Annotated in this window: 13 protein-coding genes; 1 reads left to right on the top strand and 12 read right to left on the bottom strand. The window is 31.4% G+C overall.

The window, feature by feature from the left end:
* Positions 1-41 precede the first annotated feature (41 nt).
* The 11 genes from AC38BG_RS02910 to AC38BG_RS02860 all read right to left on the bottom strand — a co-directional run bounded on the left by AC38BG_RS02910 (position 42) and on the right by AC38BG_RS02860 (position 14,340).
* Positions 42-1,340, bottom strand: coding sequence for a conjugated bile salt MFS transporter (locus AC38BG_RS02910; RefSeq protein ID WP_489937667.1), 1,299 nt, complete (start codon positions 1,338-1,340; stop codon positions 42-44).
* Between the two features lie 196 nt (positions 1,341-1,536).
* Complete coding sequence (locus AC38BG_RS02905; protein WP_489937666.1) at positions 1,537-1,986, bottom strand: SprT family protein; 450 nt, start codon at positions 1,984-1,986, stop codon at positions 1,537-1,539.
* Positions 1,987-2,039: 53 nt separating this feature from the next.
* Positions 2,040-4,706 (bottom strand): calcium-translocating P-type ATPase, PMCA-type, encoded by a 2,667-nt coding sequence (locus AC38BG_RS02900; RefSeq protein ID WP_489937665.1) that lies wholly within the window; start codon positions 4,704-4,706, stop codon positions 2,040-2,042.
* A gap of 178 nt (positions 4,707-4,884) precedes the next feature.
* Complete coding sequence (gene nadE / locus AC38BG_RS02895) at positions 4,885-5,715, bottom strand: NAD(+) synthase (RefSeq protein WP_489937664.1); 831 nt, start codon at positions 5,713-5,715, stop codon at positions 4,885-4,887.
* Positions 5,716-7,191, bottom strand: a complete 1,476-nt coding sequence (locus tag AC38BG_RS02890) for a nicotinate phosphoribosyltransferase (protein WP_489937663.1) — start codon at positions 7,189-7,191, stop codon at positions 5,716-5,718. It abuts the gene before it with no gap.
* 78 nt (positions 7,192-7,269) lie between these two features.
* Positions 7,270-7,968, bottom strand: a complete 699-nt coding sequence (locus AC38BG_RS02885) for a glycosyltransferase family 32 protein (protein WP_489937662.1) — start codon at positions 7,966-7,968, stop codon at positions 7,270-7,272.
* A complete protein-coding gene (locus tag AC38BG_RS02880) occupies positions 7,965-9,929 on the bottom strand; it encodes a glycosyltransferase family 2 protein (protein ID WP_489937661.1) in 1,965 nt (654 codons plus the stop codon). Before AC38BG_RS02880 ends, AC38BG_RS02885 begins: the two co-directional genes overlap by 4 nt.
* Positions 9,922-11,019, bottom strand: coding sequence for a glycosyltransferase (locus AC38BG_RS02875; protein WP_489937660.1), 1,098 nt, complete (start codon positions 11,017-11,019; stop codon positions 9,922-9,924). The genes AC38BG_RS02880 and AC38BG_RS02875 overlap by 8 nt, the downstream gene beginning before the upstream one ends.
* The gene (locus AC38BG_RS02870) at positions 11,016-11,750 is read right to left on the bottom strand and encodes a WecB/TagA/CpsF family glycosyltransferase (protein ID WP_489937659.1); all 735 of its coding nucleotides are present in this window, start codon (positions 11,748-11,750) and stop codon (positions 11,016-11,018) included. Before AC38BG_RS02870 ends, AC38BG_RS02875 begins: the two co-directional genes overlap by 4 nt.
* A 3-nt stretch (positions 11,751-11,753) precedes the next feature.
* Positions 11,754-13,193: an oligosaccharide flippase family protein gene (locus AC38BG_RS02865; RefSeq protein ID WP_489937658.1), complete on the bottom strand. Its 1,440-nt coding sequence runs from the start codon at positions 13,191-13,193 to the stop codon at positions 11,754-11,756.
* Between the two features lie 7 nt (positions 13,194-13,200).
* Entirely contained in the window at positions 13,201-14,340 is a 1,140-nt protein-coding gene (locus tag AC38BG_RS02860) for a CDP-glycerol glycerophosphotransferase family protein (protein ID WP_489937657.1), read from the bottom strand.
* A 117-nt stretch (positions 14,341-14,457) separates the two neighbouring features.
* On the opposite strand from AC38BG_RS02860, the gene tagD reads away from it, so the two are divergent.
* A complete protein-coding gene (tagD, locus tag AC38BG_RS02855) occupies positions 14,458-14,844 on the top strand; it encodes a glycerol-3-phosphate cytidylyltransferase (RefSeq protein ID WP_489937656.1) in 387 nt (128 codons plus the stop codon).
* 50 nt (positions 14,845-14,894) lie between these two features.
* Here the strand turns inward: tagD and AC38BG_RS02850 are convergent, their stop codons facing one another.
* A complete protein-coding gene (locus AC38BG_RS02850; protein WP_489937655.1) occupies positions 14,895-15,596 on the bottom strand; it encodes a GntR family transcriptional regulator in 702 nt (233 codons plus the stop codon).
* Between the last annotated feature and the right edge of the window lie 10 nt (positions 15,597-15,606).

Genomic DNA, 15,606 nt, shown 5'->3' with positions numbered 1-15,606 from the left:
AATAATTCCTTCTTTCATTTATAAAAAAGATAATATTATTTTCATCCTATGAATTTTTGCATACTTTTGATTTTGACTGTAGCTAATATTAATAAACAAAAACCAATTATTACAAAAGCTAACATATAGCTCCAAGCAATTGTGAAATTAGTAGCTCCTTTAATAAGACCAAATAATGGAGCGCCAATTGCAAAGCCTATTGCATATGCAAGTCCGATATATCCGAGCATAACTCCTTGATCTTTTGCACCAAATAAATCTTTTGCCATAAATGCAGGACCTGACATATATGTAAATACAGCTAACCCGCAAAATAATGCATATCCGCAACCTGCCCATAAGTTGATTTTTGCACCATAATTTTGGAAGCTTACTAAAATCATCATTGAAATTGATAAAACATACATAATTGCCGCATATATCATTGCTTTAGTAGTTCCTAGCTTATCAAACAAGATTCCACCACTAATGTTGCCAATCAATCCGCCAACTCCAAACATTGATCCAACTAATCCAACACTTGCTAAAGCCATCTTAGTATCTAAAAATGCCGCATAATCTTCATTTAATGAAGCTAGTCCTAATCCAATGATTAAAAAGCCAATGCTATAAACCCAAAACCATTTCATTTTGAGTACTTCAGTTGCACTCCAACCTTGAAAATCATAAGTTTTAACAGCTTTTTTTGGCACTTGCATCAAAATAGCTTGCTCTTGTTTTCTGGGAGTTCTGATAAATATTGAAACTGTAACACCAACAATAAAAATAATTGTCGCAAATATGTAAAACGGCATCATTGAAGTTAACTTAGCTGCATTTCCCATTCCAGTCATATAGCGTGACAAAATATTTTGAGTAATTGGTTGCATGAAGATATTACCAATTGAGCCTCCGCAAAAAGCAATCCCTAATGCGGTTCCACGACCTTTATTAGGAAACCAGTGGTTGATTACCCAAGGTACACCTTGACCCGAATAAAATGTTGAACCAATCATACAAACTATTCCAGCTACATAAAAGCTAGTTAATTTCGTGCTTAGTCCAAATAATATATATGCTAAAGATGATAAACATATACCTACTAAATACATCAACTTGAAGTTAAATTTTTGTAATCCTTTTCCTATAAAAGGTGAAACAATCGATGCTGACATTGCACCAAAAGTAAAAATTAATGTATACGAAGCTAATGTAAAATGAAAAGTACTAACTATAGGATGAACAAATAAAGGCTGTATAGTTTGGGCCACTTCATATGGTATAGCTTGGGTTAACATACATAAAAATACCATAAAATATTTATAACCCTTACTAATACTTTTACCTTGATTTGTTTGCATCAACACCTGAGACATTTATTATCACTCTTTTCTCTTTAAAAGAAGACCTAATATCCAGGGTAAGTTACGTAACTCAATTTACCCGCTTTCATTATCTATCACAAAAATATATAAATCAATAATATTTGTAAATTTGATTAATTAATTGAATTTGCTATATTTTTACTTGATTTTATCATTAAACATGATCTATTATTTACGTAATAAGATACAGTTTTCCTCTACACTTACCGCAACGATATAGTTTGGTATTAACTTTTCTAACGCGGTAATATTTTTGATTGCAGGATTCACATTTATATATATAATTTATTTTTTGTTTATTCATAAATCCAATATTTGGTGCATATCTACTACCGCCAACTTGACTCAATAATTGCTTAAAATCACGATCTCGATGTCTATAACCTAATCCATGCAAGTGCAGATGATAATGCACTAATTCATGTTTGATAATACCAACTAAATCATCATGATATTTAGCTTCTAAAAAATGCGCATTAATATCGATATGATGATCTTGTAAGTTATATCTGCCACCAGTAGTTTTCAAGCGATGATTTATTTTAACTTGATGAGTAAATGGCAAGTTAAAATATTTTATTGAAATTTTTTCGACTAAGTTTTGTAATTGTTCTTCATTCATAGCTATCTATTTTAACGCAAAAAAATAGCAGGAATAAATTTCCTGCTTTTTTATTATCTTGCATTCTTTCTTTGAACTAGTTTAACAATCTCAACTATTGCAATCATCAAAACTCCAGCTCCTAATATTACTAACCATTGAGTTAAGTTTAATTCAGTTACATTAAATAATTTAGTCATAAATGGTAACTCAACTGCAGCCATAATAATTGCTGAAAAAATAATAGCATAATTGAACCATTTATTTTTGAAAGTTTGTTTATTAAAAATCGAACGATGAATACTCTTGGAGTTAAAAGCATGGAACAATTGAATTAACCCTAATGCCAAAAATGCCATTGTTAATGCATCCCCATGTTGTAATCGCAGATCAGTTAGGTGCGGACCCACATGTAATCCAATTTGATAAGTTAATAAAACTAATATTCCTTCTAAAATACCTTGATAAACAATTGATCCTGCAACGCCTCCTGAAAAGAAGTTAGATTTTTTACCACGAGGTTTTCGATCCATGATACCTTTTTCTGCAGGTTCAACTCCTAAAGCAATTGCTGGAAAAGTATCAGTAACTAAGTTGATCCACAATAATTGCACAGGTAATAATATATCCCAGCCAAATAATGTCATTAAAAATACTGTTAATACTTCACCAACATTACAACTCATCAGATACAAGATAGCTTTTTGAATATTGTCAAAAACTTTTCGTCCTTCTTTGACTGCAACAACAATTGTCGCAAAATTATCATCTGCTAAAACCATATCACTGGCACCCTTTGATACTTCAGTACCAGTAATTCCCATACCAATACCAATATCTGCTTGCTTCAAACTAGGTGCATCATTGACTCCATCACCAGTCATAGCAACGATCTTGCCTTTATTTTGCCACGCTTTAACAATTCTTACTTTATGTTCTGGAGAAACCCTCGCATAAACACTATAGTTAGTGACTTTTTTATTAAATTCTTGATCTGATAGTTGATCTAACTCTTGCCCTGTAATTACACGCTCAGAGTGGCCCGAATTTATAATACCTAATCTTTCAGCAATAGCTTGAGCTGTTATTTGATGATCTCCTGTAATCATAATTGTACGCATACCTGCATGTTGTGCCTTTTGCACAGCAGCTTGAGCTTCAGGTCTTTGAGGATCAATCATTCCAACTAACCCTGCAAAAATCAACTTGTTTTCAACATTTTCACTTGTCAATTTTTCGTCTGAATAAGGCTGATCTATTATTTTATATGCTAAACCTAAAACCCGTAAAGCTTTTTTAGCCATATCTTGATTAGTCTGTAATATCTTGTTGCGTAATTGATCAGTAATCAGAATTGTTTTTCCATCAATTTCAACATCAGTAATGTGATCTAGTAATACATCAGGTGCACCTTTTACTGCAACATAATATTTACCATCTGCAAATTTATTAATACTACTCATTAATTTCCTATCTGAATCAAAAGGTAATTCTTGAACACGTGGATAGGCTTTTAACAAGTTTTGCACATTGATATCTTGATCATATGCATACTGAATTAAAGCTGTTTCAGTCGGATCACCTAATAACGCTCCACCATCTTTTATTTGACTGTCATTTGCTAAGACCATTGAAAGCAATGCTTTATTTTGATCTGTGACTTTATTTATAAATTCATTATTTGTAAATAGTTTTTCCACAGTCATTTGGTTTTGAGTTAAAGTACCCGTTTTATCTGAAGCAATAATGTCTGTAGCGCCTAATGTTTCAACTGCTGGCAATTTTCGCACGATAGCTTTTTGCTTAGCCATTTTTTGGGTACCTAATGCTAAAATAATCGTTACAATTGCAGGTAATCCTTCTGGAATTGCGGCAACAGCTAAAGATACAGCAACTAAGAACATATCAATTAATAATCGGTTCATAGGTTCATTATTTCGGTTGAAAATAACTCCAATTGCAAACACTACTGCTGCAATAATTAAGATCAAGATAGTTAAAACTTTCCCCAACTGGTTCAAGTTCTCTTTTAATGGAGTATCTGTTTCATCAGTGTTGTTTAACATCCCAGCAATTTTACCAACTTCAGTATGCATCCCAGTTGCTACAACTATTCCTTCTGCTCTCCCATAAGTTACATTAGTATTAGCAAAAGCTAAATTAGTGCGATCAGCTAGTGCAACATCACCTTCATCAATCACATCACTATTTTTATCAACAGGAACTGATTCACCAGTGAGTGCAGCTTCTTCAATTTTTAAGCTATTTGCATCAAAAATTCGCATATCTGCAGGAACTACATCCCCAGCTTCTAATAACACGATATCCCCAGGAACTAATTTTGTACTTGGAATTTCCAATATCTCATTATTTCTGCGAACATGTGCCGACATTGTAGCCATATTTTTTAAAGCATCAATTGCCGCTTGTGACCTAGCTTCTTGGAAAACTCCTAAAATTGCATTAAGCAAAACCACAATCAAGATAATCGCTGCATCTGTCCATTCATTTGCTACAAATCCAGACAACAAGGCAGCTACAATTAAGACAATAATCATAAAGTCTTTGAATTGATCAATAAAACGTAAAAATAAACTTCGATTTTTCTTTGCGGTTAATTCATTACTACCATATTTTGCTAAACGATCAGTTACTTGAGAACTTGATAAGCCAGATTTAGTAGAAGTGTCAAATTCTTTTTCAATTTGCTCAATTGACTGACTATAATAATTTTTTGCCAATTTTAATATCCTTTCTAAGAAAAAAGACTTATGTGCCTAGGCACATAAGTCTCACACTTTAAGATAAACCCAGAAAGCTTAACTTTCGGTTGGTGGATTTATCACAATATAACTTGCAGTTACTCCCTCATGTCATGTTTTATTATACAAAAATTTTATAGTAGAAAACAAGCATTACTTATCTTTTATAATAATCATCAAAAATTGTTACTGGCAAATGACGCTTATGTTCACTTTTTTTCCACCAGTTTTCAATTTTTTCTGCAGCTTTAGGATCTATCTCTTTACCTTCTAAATAATCATCAATCTGAGTATAAGTTACGCCTAGCGCCTTTTCATCTGGCAGACTTGGACGATCTTCTTCTAAGTCTGCTGTTGGAGTCTTCAAATATAAGTGCTCTGGTGCACCTAATTCTTTTAATAATGCTTTACCTTGTCTTTTATCTAATCTAAATAATGGAGTTAAATCAGCTGCACCATCACCATATTTAGTAAAAAATCCAGTAATATTTTCTGCAGCATGGTCAGTTCCAATAACAGCACCTTTATTTGCACCAGCTATTGCATATTGAACTACCATTCTTTGGCGAGCTTTGATATTACCTTTATTAAAATCAGATATTTCTACACCTGCGTCATTTAGTGTTTCAACCATTGCGTCAACTGGCTTTTTTATATTTACAATTAAATCTTGATCAGGCTTTTGAAATTCAACTGCATCTGCAGCATCTTGAGCATCGGCTTGAACTCCATATGGTAATCTTACAGCAATAAATTGATAAGATTGATCACCAGTTTCTTGTCTCATTTCACTAATTGCCATTTGAGCTAGTTTTCCAGCTAATGTAGAATCTTGTCCACCAGATATCCCTAACACATAAGATTTGATAAATGGATTAGCCTTTAGATAATTTTTCATAAAATCAACTGATTTACGAATCTCTTTTTTAGGTTCAATCTGGGGTAAAACCTTTTCATATGCAACAATTTTTTTCTGTAATGGTGTCATTTATTTAATGCCTCTCTTGCGAATTTTTATGCGAATGTGGTTAATCATTTCCATTTTGCTTTCATATAAGCTTTGAGATAAATCAACTGGATATTCTTGTGGATTCAAACTACGCTTATATTCATCCCATAAACCATCAAGGTTTTTAGCTACTGTATTTTTTATTTCAATAAGCTTCGGCTCTTGATATACTTGCTTACCATTAACAAAAACATCTTGTAATAAAGGACGAGCAGTAAAGTTAGTCACAACTTTATTAATATAAGTATATTGTGGGTGGAACATGAATAATGCCTTGAATTTTCGAGGATCTTCACCATAGCGTGAAACCCAATCACCGTCATTTTTCTTTTTGATATTAGATGTTATTCTCCAGACTTGTTTTTTACCTGGAGTTGAAATCTTGATGGTATTTGAAGATATCTTCAAAGTATCACGCATTTTTCCTTCAGCATCTTCAATTGAAACTAATTTATATACAGCTCCTAATGCAGGTTGATCATAGGCTGTAATAAACTTAGTACCAATTCCCCAAACATCAATTTTTGCACCTTGCATTTTTAAGTTAGTGATTGTATTTTCATCCAAATCATTTGAAGCAAAAATCTTAGCATCTTTGAATCCAGCATCATCTAGTTGTTTGCGGACTTGTTTAGAAATATATGCCATATCGCCTGAATCAATTCTAACACCTAAAAAGTTTATTTTGTCACCCATTTCTTTAGCAACTTTAATTGCATTAGGAACTCCGCTGCGGATGGTATCATAAGTATCCACTAAAAATACTACATTTTTATGAGTTTGTGCATATGCTTTAAATGCATCATATTCACTGCCAAATGCTTGAACTAACGCATGAGCATGTGTACCAGATATTGGAATTCCAAATAATTTTCCTGCGCGTACGTTGCTAGTTGAATCAAATCCTCCAATATATGCCGCTCTTGCTCCCCAAATAGCTGCACTTGTTTCTTGGGCACGTCGCGTCCCAAATTCCATTAAACCATCTGTCCCAACAGACAATTTAATTCTTGCAGCTTTAGTTGCAAGAAGTGTTTGAAAATTAATTACATTTAAAATTGTTGTTTCAACAAGCTGTGCTTGAGCTAATGAACCTTCAATTTGCATAATTGGTTCATTAGGGAAAACTAGCTCACCTTCTTTAACAGATCTGACACTTAATTTCAATTTAAGATTACGTAAATAATCGATAAAGCTATCTTCATAGCCTTCTTCTTTTTTTAGATATTCTAAATCAGATTCGCTAAATTTAAGTGTGTTTATATACTCAATTACACGCTCTAATCCAGCAAATACTGCAAAACCATTACCAAAGGGCTCTTGTCTGAAAAACACTTCAAAAACAGAATCACGATCAGCGATTCCTTTTTTAAAGTAGGTATACATCATATTAATTTCATAAAGATCAGTATGAAGTGCAAGCGAATCATCTTTTTTTAATTGTGAATTGATCATTTTTTTATTTCTCCAAATACTTATATTGCTTAATATTATACTCAAAAACAAAAAGCGTTGTATATCACAACGCAATTTTTATCTAAATATTTTTGCATATAATCCTGCTTCAAAGGGAGTTCTTATTCTTAATTTTAATGCTGTAACAATTTTACGCTTTAAAGGCTTTTCCCCCTCCATCCAAGTTCCAGTAAAAACATGAATAGTTTTAGAATTTTTTGAAGGATTACATAATACACCATCTGGATAAACATGAATTCCATAAGTCAGCCATTGCTCTTGGTCATTTGGTTTGGCACCATAATTTTTTTTCAAAATATCTGAAACAGATACCGTATTAACTCCAGCCATTTGATCATTTGAATCAAATTCAAAGTCGCGATTATTATAATAATCAAGCATTTGTTTAATCAAATGGTGATGTTTTTCAGCACCAAAAACTGCGGTAAATGGATTATCCTTGTTCTCAAATCCTACAAAGGCACGATTATTTAGCAAACTTTCTAAATTATCTAAAACCAAAACATCTGTATCTAAATAAATTCCACCATATTCATAAATAGCCTTAGCTCTGATATAATCTGATACAAAGGCCCACTTTTTTGCCTTATATGCCTGTTCGACATATTTATTTTCATGAATGTCAAAATTATCTTCATTCCATTCAATAATTTTGTAGTCTTTTAAATGCTTCTTCCAAGTTTTCATACAAGTTTGAATTGCCTTGGGTTTAGGGTTGCCTCCAACCCAAACATAATGAATTATCTTCGGTATCATTTTTTCTCCTTAATCTTTACATAATCTCTAATTGTAAAAAATTCTAATAATTGACTTAACTTATCTCTTTGCAGCGCTGATACCTCTATTGTCCCATAGCCTTTTGACAATATTTCCATGAATTCATAATAAAATGGTTCAAGTTGATCCCTGCCCAAAGCTCTGTTAAACAATCTAATATCTGCACCATGATATATTTTTATACGTTCTGGAATTATCACTGTTGTAGTTTTTTTAGGATCATAATTTTCTACAAATTGAACTATAGTATGTATATAGGGATGAGAAAAATCTTTTAGGCGCAATTTAATTACTTTTTGAGTAATTCCATTTAACTGAGTTTTGCCTTTTCTATAAAATACTGGGCATAAAGTTGATAAATGCAGCTTATTCATGCCTCTTGACCAAACTGACTGCAAGTTAAACTGAGGAATAACAAAGTGTGCTAATAAATGATGCAATAGTCGTAATTCTCCAGATAAAACATTGACACTACCATCACTTGAATTTAAATAATTCCCTTCAAAAATGCGATAATTTAACCCAATAAAATTACCATTAACCATTTTTAAACCAGAATTTTGTTTTGCATTATACCAAGCAGGCAAATTATCAGTTAGATAATTTTGCTTAACATATTTTTCAAAGGACTTTCTTTGCCAAAAAGCAAAATCTACAAATGGATTACGACCATTGGCAAGAGCAGCTTTCACTAATGTTGCATTGCTTAAATAATATGATTTAGTTTTAATGGTTTTTAGTGAATTATTTTGCCCATCAATTTCTTGCAAATTAATGAATACTCCATCACTATTTTCACTTTGTAGACTATCAATGCCTAATTTAAAGACATTTTTTGAATGCAACACATCATCTGAGTGCAAAATATAAACTACTTGTCCAGTAATATAGGATAAAGCATGTTTAATTGCGTTTAATTGATCTTGGTTTTTTTGATAATAATATCTAATTGGCAATTTATTATTAGCAAGAAAATTCTTGATCACTATCCCAGTATTATCTGTTGAACCATCATCCATTATGACAATCTCCCAATTTAAGTAGTTTTGCATAATGACAGATTGCAATGTCTTAACAATAGTGTCTCCACCATTATAAGTAGGAATAATGACCGAAATCTTTGTGTCTTGCATTTTTAATTTTTTATTGCCAAAAATATTAAATAAGCAAACACTATAAACGAAAGTCAATATCAGCATCATTGGATTAAATTGAATCTTAGATACAATAACCGCTGCTTGCTGAATCATGATTAGTGTAAATAAGCTATAAACTAAACGAATGTTAAAGTATATTTTTTTTTGGAATCTAACAATAAAAAATGCTAAGACAACAGTTAAAATAATCGGTGTAATTGCACCAACCGTCACAATTATTGGGAAAGATTCAGTATCAAGCGTATAAGTGAAGAAAATAATAATTGCACTTATTAAATATAAAAATAAGACAGATCTTTGTATAACTAAAGTCTGAGTAATAAAACCTCTAATTAGATATATTAAGATACCAGTACTAATGATCAATAAAAATAAGAGTGAACTAACATCTACAACATTTGCCCATCCTAGATATAAATTGATTAATAAAATCAAAATATTTTTGATATTATAATGTCGCTCTAAAAAATACAGGCTGCCAGCAAAAGTTAATGGTACAAAAAACAAAATAATATTTTGTGGATACAATATTATTTTGTTTATACCTAAAACTGAAATTAATGCTAAGACTAAAGTTGAAATACTATTTGTTTTTTCTAAAAACCATTGATCAAAATCTCTAATATTAGGAATAAAGACAAAAACCAGTGCAGCTACTAAAGCATAAGTACCATTAACTGCAAACTCTCCAACAAACCCACCTGCAGTCTGGACAATTGCACTCACTAGTGGACTAAATCCTAACAGCCAAATTAATATCTTGGTCTTATAGTCTTTAGTCATTTAAAACCACCTGATAAATTTTTAAAATAGCTGCTAGTTGATTTTTCATAGAAAAGTTCTCAACTAAATAATCTTTTTCTTTTCTAGCCATCTCATCTAATTGAAGTTGAGTTTTATTTCTTGCATTGACAATCTGCTCTTTGATTGAAGAAACACTACCAATCTGTGCCACAAAGCCATAGCTTTCATTAGGAATCATCTTTTCAATATCACCTACGTCAGTTGACAAGATGGGAATCAAATTATCTGCAGCTTCTAGTAAAACTAATGGGAAACTCTCTGAATAAGAAGTTAATACTGCTAAGTCCATTCTGCGATATAGCTCAGTTAATTTACCATGACTCATAAAGCCATGGAAGATAACTTTATTATTAATGCCTAAAGTTTTAGCTAAGTTTTTAAGATTGTTTAATTCACTGCCATCACCTGCAATATGTAGCCGCATATTAGGGTCATTGATATCAGCAACTGCTTGAATTAACAACTCTTGACCTTTGATTTTTTCTGTTCGTGCTACATTTACTAAATTGAAGTATGGATGAGCATATTTTTTAAGGATTTGCTTTATTGAATGGAAAAATATACCATTATAAATCACAAAAACCTTATTAACCTTGATACCAATTCTATTTATTAGTAATCTAGCAAAATTATTAGTTATTGCAATTACGCCATCTGCTTGTTTTAAAGCGCGAATGTTTAACTTGGTAAATACTTCTCCAATTAAACTCCTACCCTCAAAATCTTTAGTTGGATCAGAGTGTACAGTAATTAACCATTTAGCATTAATTTTTTTATGAATTAATGACAGATATAAGTTTGCTCTGGCACCATGAGTATGTACGATATCAAAGTTGTTGTCATTAATAAATTTCGTCAACTTTTTTAAGATAGATAAGTTATATCTGCTTTTTGCATTAAAAGTAAATACTTTAATGCCATTTTGTCTGGCAGCTTTAGCAACTGGTCCATCTTCAAATGTCAATAATTCAAAATTTTGCTTACTTTTTTTAGCCTCGGTGAGTAAATTTATAATATGAAATAATCCACCGCCATTTTCTGAGCCTGCATTAACATGTAAAACTTTCATTTTCTATGCCTTCTCTTTTCTTTTCTTACCTCAGTAACATATTTAGGTAAAACCATCATTCTCTTGAAACGCGTAGGTTCTTTTATCAAGCGATAAAACCACTCCATATGCGTTTTTTGAAAAGCTTCTGGCGCTCTTTTGACCATTCCAGAAAACACATCAAAGCTGCCCCCTACACCCATCATCATTGCAGGAACTGCTTCTGATCGCAATATTGCTAGTAATTGTTCTTGCTTTGGATAACCTAATGCTGCAAATACCATATCTGGTTGAGTATTCGCAATTTTATTAGCAACTACATCTAGGGTATTTTTAAAATAACCATCATCTGCACCTACTAGATTAATATTAGGATAATTTTGATCAATTTTTTGTTTTACTGCATCAATTACTTCAGGCTTTGCGCCAATCAAATATACTTTTAGACTACGTAAATTAGCTACATATAAAAACCATGTAAATAAATCATAACCAGTTACTCGTTCTGGCAGTGGATTTTTCAACCATTTAGCGCCTTTTATAATACCAATACCGTCAGCTGTTACATAATCAGCATCTTGATTGATCAACTTCATAAATTCTGGATTTTCATTTGCGGCCATTACAATCTCTGGATTAGCAGTTACAACTAGAGTTGATAGATGATTATTCAATCGATTAATAAAAACATTTTTAAATTGATTAAGGGTCATATTATCGAAATTGACACCAAGTATAGAAACTTTATTCATAAATTATCCTCGAGAATCTCTTTTTAGCATACGCTTTACTAACACTATAATATCCTGATTTAGATCAAGTTTAAATAAAAACATTAATCCTGTATATAAAATCATAACAATTATGGACTTAAATGCCATATTCAAAAAGGCAGAATGGATAATGTTAGGTACTACCATTCCAATTCCAAAACTGATTAATGCAATCAAAAAGTACTTAGGAATATCATGGAACACATATCTAAAGTTATATCCATCACGAACAATCCATAATCTCAAAATCAAAACGACTAACTCTGTAGTCAATATTGAGATCATAGCTCCTGCTGCACCTAATGTACGATCTAAAATCACACTTAGTGCAATTTCTAATAGCGCCCCAACAATAACTGGCACTGCATAATCACGATCTCGTTTATTAGCTAAAGCAAATTGGTTTGCAAAAACTCCACCCATGGGAATGATAATAATAGTCAAAGTGAAGAAAAACATCAAAGGAGTCATTGGTATATATTTTGCCCCAAAAAAGAATGGTACAAATTGCTTAGTATTAACCATAACTACCACTGCAAACAGCGTTCCAAGCATTACTGTTGCTTCAAGTGACTTTCTTAAAACAGTTTTTTGCCTTTCTTTACCTTCACTAGCCATTTTAGGCATCATAACTAAAGTAATACTAGTAATCACACCTAAAATCATAGTTGAGATTTTTTGTGAATTATCATAGTAAGATACTTGTGTAGAATTTTGGAAAGCATTCAAAATTGGCTTATCTAGTGATGTATAAACTTGGGTTGCAATCTGTGGAATTAACAAAATAATGATTGCTTTTACACTTTCACGGAATTTATAAAAATATTTTGTAGGATGTCCTACATATTCTCGAATTCCTACCCAAAATACAAAGGATCCAAGCATTGTAGAAACGGACACTATCAAAAAATACTTCCATAAATCCGCTGGAGACTTTACTAAAAGTAAAATCAAAACAACACTAGTTAGTTTTACTAGGGTATTTCTTAATACAACTCGGCCAAAGTCTGCTAATCCTTGGAAAAACCATGAAATATCAAATTGAGCAGAAATTAAATATGGAACCATTAAAATAAAAAAATTCCAATATTGCATCTTAGTTACTATCGCAAATGAAACAGTAATAACTATTGTGATCAATCCTGCAATCCCTTGAAAATACCATAATCCCCAAAAAGCTTCTGTTAATTCTTCAGGAGTACTAGTAGCTCGAGTTCTAGAGATTGTTCTCATCCCAATGTAAGATACAGATAAAGTACAAAAAACCATCAAAAACTGTATAGTATTATTCACACTGCTGTAAATACCATAAGTTTTCGGTCCTAGCACTCTTGATAAATAAGGAACAGTAATTAAAGGAACTAAAACCAAAAAGATTTGATAAATTGCATTATAAAAAATATTTAGTAATGTTTTCTTCACTTATGCTTTACCTCTCAAAAATACGTTCATAAACATTTTGACAATAATCTTCACCATCAACTTGATTGATTTGCTTTAACCAATATTGTCTGCACACTCCATAATTATCTGTTGCGTGATTGATTATTTGTATTAACTCAAGTTGTGAATTAATGCATTTTCCTGGGACTATATCTTTATATGGTTCAAGCAGTAATCCACGTTTTTGTTGGTATTGGGTCAAATAATTAGTTACAAAATAAATTGGTTTATTCAAATATAAATAATCAAAATAAATTGAAGAAAAATCAGTAATTAAATAGTCCGTCTGACCTAATAGCTGATAAAGGTCAAGATTTTTATCAAATAAATAATCGTTGCTCAAAAAAGTAATATTGCTATAGTCGTAGTGTTGATCATGCACTAATTTCATCTCATAGGGATGCAATTTAACTATTAGGTATTGATGATTTTGCTTTAAATTTTGATTTAACTCATCCCCATCAAAATTATCAAAGGCAAAAAAGTTACCACTTTCAATTTGTTTCATAACTTTTGTAAGTTCTAATTCATATCTAAAAGTTGGCATGTAAATCCCAATTTTTGCATCAGAATCAACTTGATCAAATAAATCTTCTAATAATTGTTTTTTAGAAATTGCAGGATTTTTTAGTGCATCAATTCTAGGAAAACCAGTTTTTTGATATTTATTACCTTCAATTCCTATACAAGCACTCATCAAAGTTTCATATAAAGCAGAACAAGATGCTGCAACATCTGCTTTTTGTTCCCAGATTTTTTGATTATGTAAATCATTTTTTAAATCAGTATTTTCAGCTAATAATCCCATACGCTTCAAGGGAACTCCATGCCAAAAAGATACACATATTTGAGAATTTTTTATTTTAAATGGTTGGTGAGTAGTAAAAATATATTTTGCTTTTCCAATTAATAACCATTGGTGCAATTTCAAGTGAGAACTTGGCCAAGGTTCAATTAAATAGCCCTTTAGTTCTGGATGATTTTTTTGCATGTATTGATAAAACACATACCCATTAGATCCAGACCTGCCAGCACCATTTAAAACTACATATGAGTTATCAGTTATAGTAAAGTGCGCAATTATACGCATTGTAAATAAATATAATTTAAAAAGTAAAGTTTTCATTTCGTCCATCCTATTTAAATTATTTTATCAAATATCTTTGTAATTAGCTTAAAGCTTTACGTTTTCTTCAATAAAATATGCTATTATGAACAAGATGTAAGTTATGAGGAGATTTTTATGAAGAAAGTTATCACTTATGGGACTTTTGACCTACTACATTATGGTCATGTAAGATTATTAAAAAGAGCAAAAGAATTGGGTGATTATTTAATTGTAGGATTATCTACAGATGAATTTAATGAATTCAAAAAACATAAAGAAGCATACAACAGCTACCATGATCGCAAATATATCTTAGAAGCTATTCGTTATGTGGATGAAGTAATTCCTGAAAAAGACTGGGATCAAAAGGTTAAAGATGTTAAAAAATATGACATTGATACCTTTGTAATGGGTGATGACTGGAAGGGCAAGTTTGACTTTTTGAAGCCTTATTGTAAAGTAGTATACTTACCAAGAACTCCTGGAATTTCAACTTCAAAAATTAAAAAAGACCTAAAATAAAAAGCAATGAATAACTTGTTTTGCTTGCAAGTTAAATCATTGCTTTATTTTTATCTTGAAAAGGTAAATTCAAATCTATCAGCTACATAAAAAGCACGAGTATATTCAAATGGTTTTCCATTATCTAATTCAGTTACTTGTCTTCTAGTTACCATAGCTTCACCTTTGTGAATTTCAAGTAACTTAGCGTCATTTTCATTAGCGACACTAGCGCCAATATATTCGATCACTTTGCCGATTTTGTATCCACCCTTTTCTTCTAAGGTTTTATAAAGGCTGGTTGAAATATCTTTTTTAGAAAACTTTTCAATTAAAGTTGCAGGAATAGTAACTACTTCGTAACAAATTGGAATTGAATCACCAAAACGAATTCGCTCCATTCTCAATACTTTATCACCTTCAGCTAAATGCAATCTCTCACGTTCTGATAAAGATGGTTGGGTAATTCGATATGATATTAATTTACTTGATGGAATCTGATCATTAGCTTCCATTATTTCAGTAAAACTCATAACACCAGACATTTTTTCTTGTACTTTTTGACTAGCAACATAAGTTCCACTACCTAATCTACGCTCTAAAATCCCTTCATCTTCTAGTGTCTTAATTGCCTGTCTCAATGTCATACGTGATACATGAAATTGCAATGCTAATTGTCTTTCAGCTGGAATTCTTTGACCTACTTTATAAACTTGATTTTCGATATTCTTTTTTATTTGGTTATGAATTCGAATATATATTGGTTCTTGCATTTTTGTTGCC

This window comes from Lactobacillus sp. M44 (assembly GCF_058130005.1).
This window is presented reverse-complemented; position numbering and strand designations above follow the sequence as displayed.

What these genes read in the sequence shown, in the direction of transcription:
- AC38BG_RS02910 (WP_489937667.1), bottom strand. Translation starts at nt 1,340, where the DNA reads ATGCAAACAAATCAAGGTAAAAGTATTAGTAAGGGTTATAAATATTTT.
- AC38BG_RS02905 (WP_489937666.1), bottom strand. Translation starts at nt 1,986, where the DNA reads ATGAATGAAGAACAATTACAAAACTTAGTCGAAAAAATTTCAATAAAA.
- nadE (WP_489937664.1), bottom strand. Translation starts at nt 5,715, where the DNA reads ATGACACCATTACAGAAAAAAATTGTTGCATATGAAAAGGTTTTACCC.
- AC38BG_RS02890 (WP_489937663.1), bottom strand. Translation starts at nt 7,191, where the DNA reads ATGATCAATTCACAATTAAAAAAAGATGATTCGCTTGCACTTCATACT.
- AC38BG_RS02885 (WP_489937662.1), bottom strand. Translation starts at nt 7,968, where the DNA reads ATGATACCGAAGATAATTCATTATGTTTGGGTTGGAGGCAACCCTAAA.
- AC38BG_RS02880 (WP_489937661.1), bottom strand. Translation starts at nt 9,929, where the DNA reads ATGACTAAAGACTATAAGACCAAGATATTAATTTGGCTGTTAGGATTT.
- AC38BG_RS02875 (WP_489937660.1), bottom strand. Translation starts at nt 11,019, where the DNA reads ATGAAAGTTTTACATGTTAATGCAGGCTCAGAAAATGGCGGTGGATTA.
- AC38BG_RS02870 (WP_489937659.1), bottom strand. Translation starts at nt 11,750, where the DNA reads ATGAATAAAGTTTCTATACTTGGTGTCAATTTCGATAATATGACCCTT.
- AC38BG_RS02860 (WP_489937657.1), bottom strand. Translation starts at nt 14,340, where the DNA reads ATGAAAACTTTACTTTTTAAATTATATTTATTTACAATGCGTATAATT.
- tagD (WP_489937656.1), top strand. Translation starts at nt 14,458, where the DNA reads ATGAAGAAAGTTATCACTTATGGGACTTTTGACCTACTACATTATGGT.
- AC38BG_RS02850 (WP_489937655.1), bottom strand. Translation starts at nt 15,596, where the DNA reads ATGCAAGAACCAATATATATTCGAATTCATAACCAAATAAAAAAGAAT.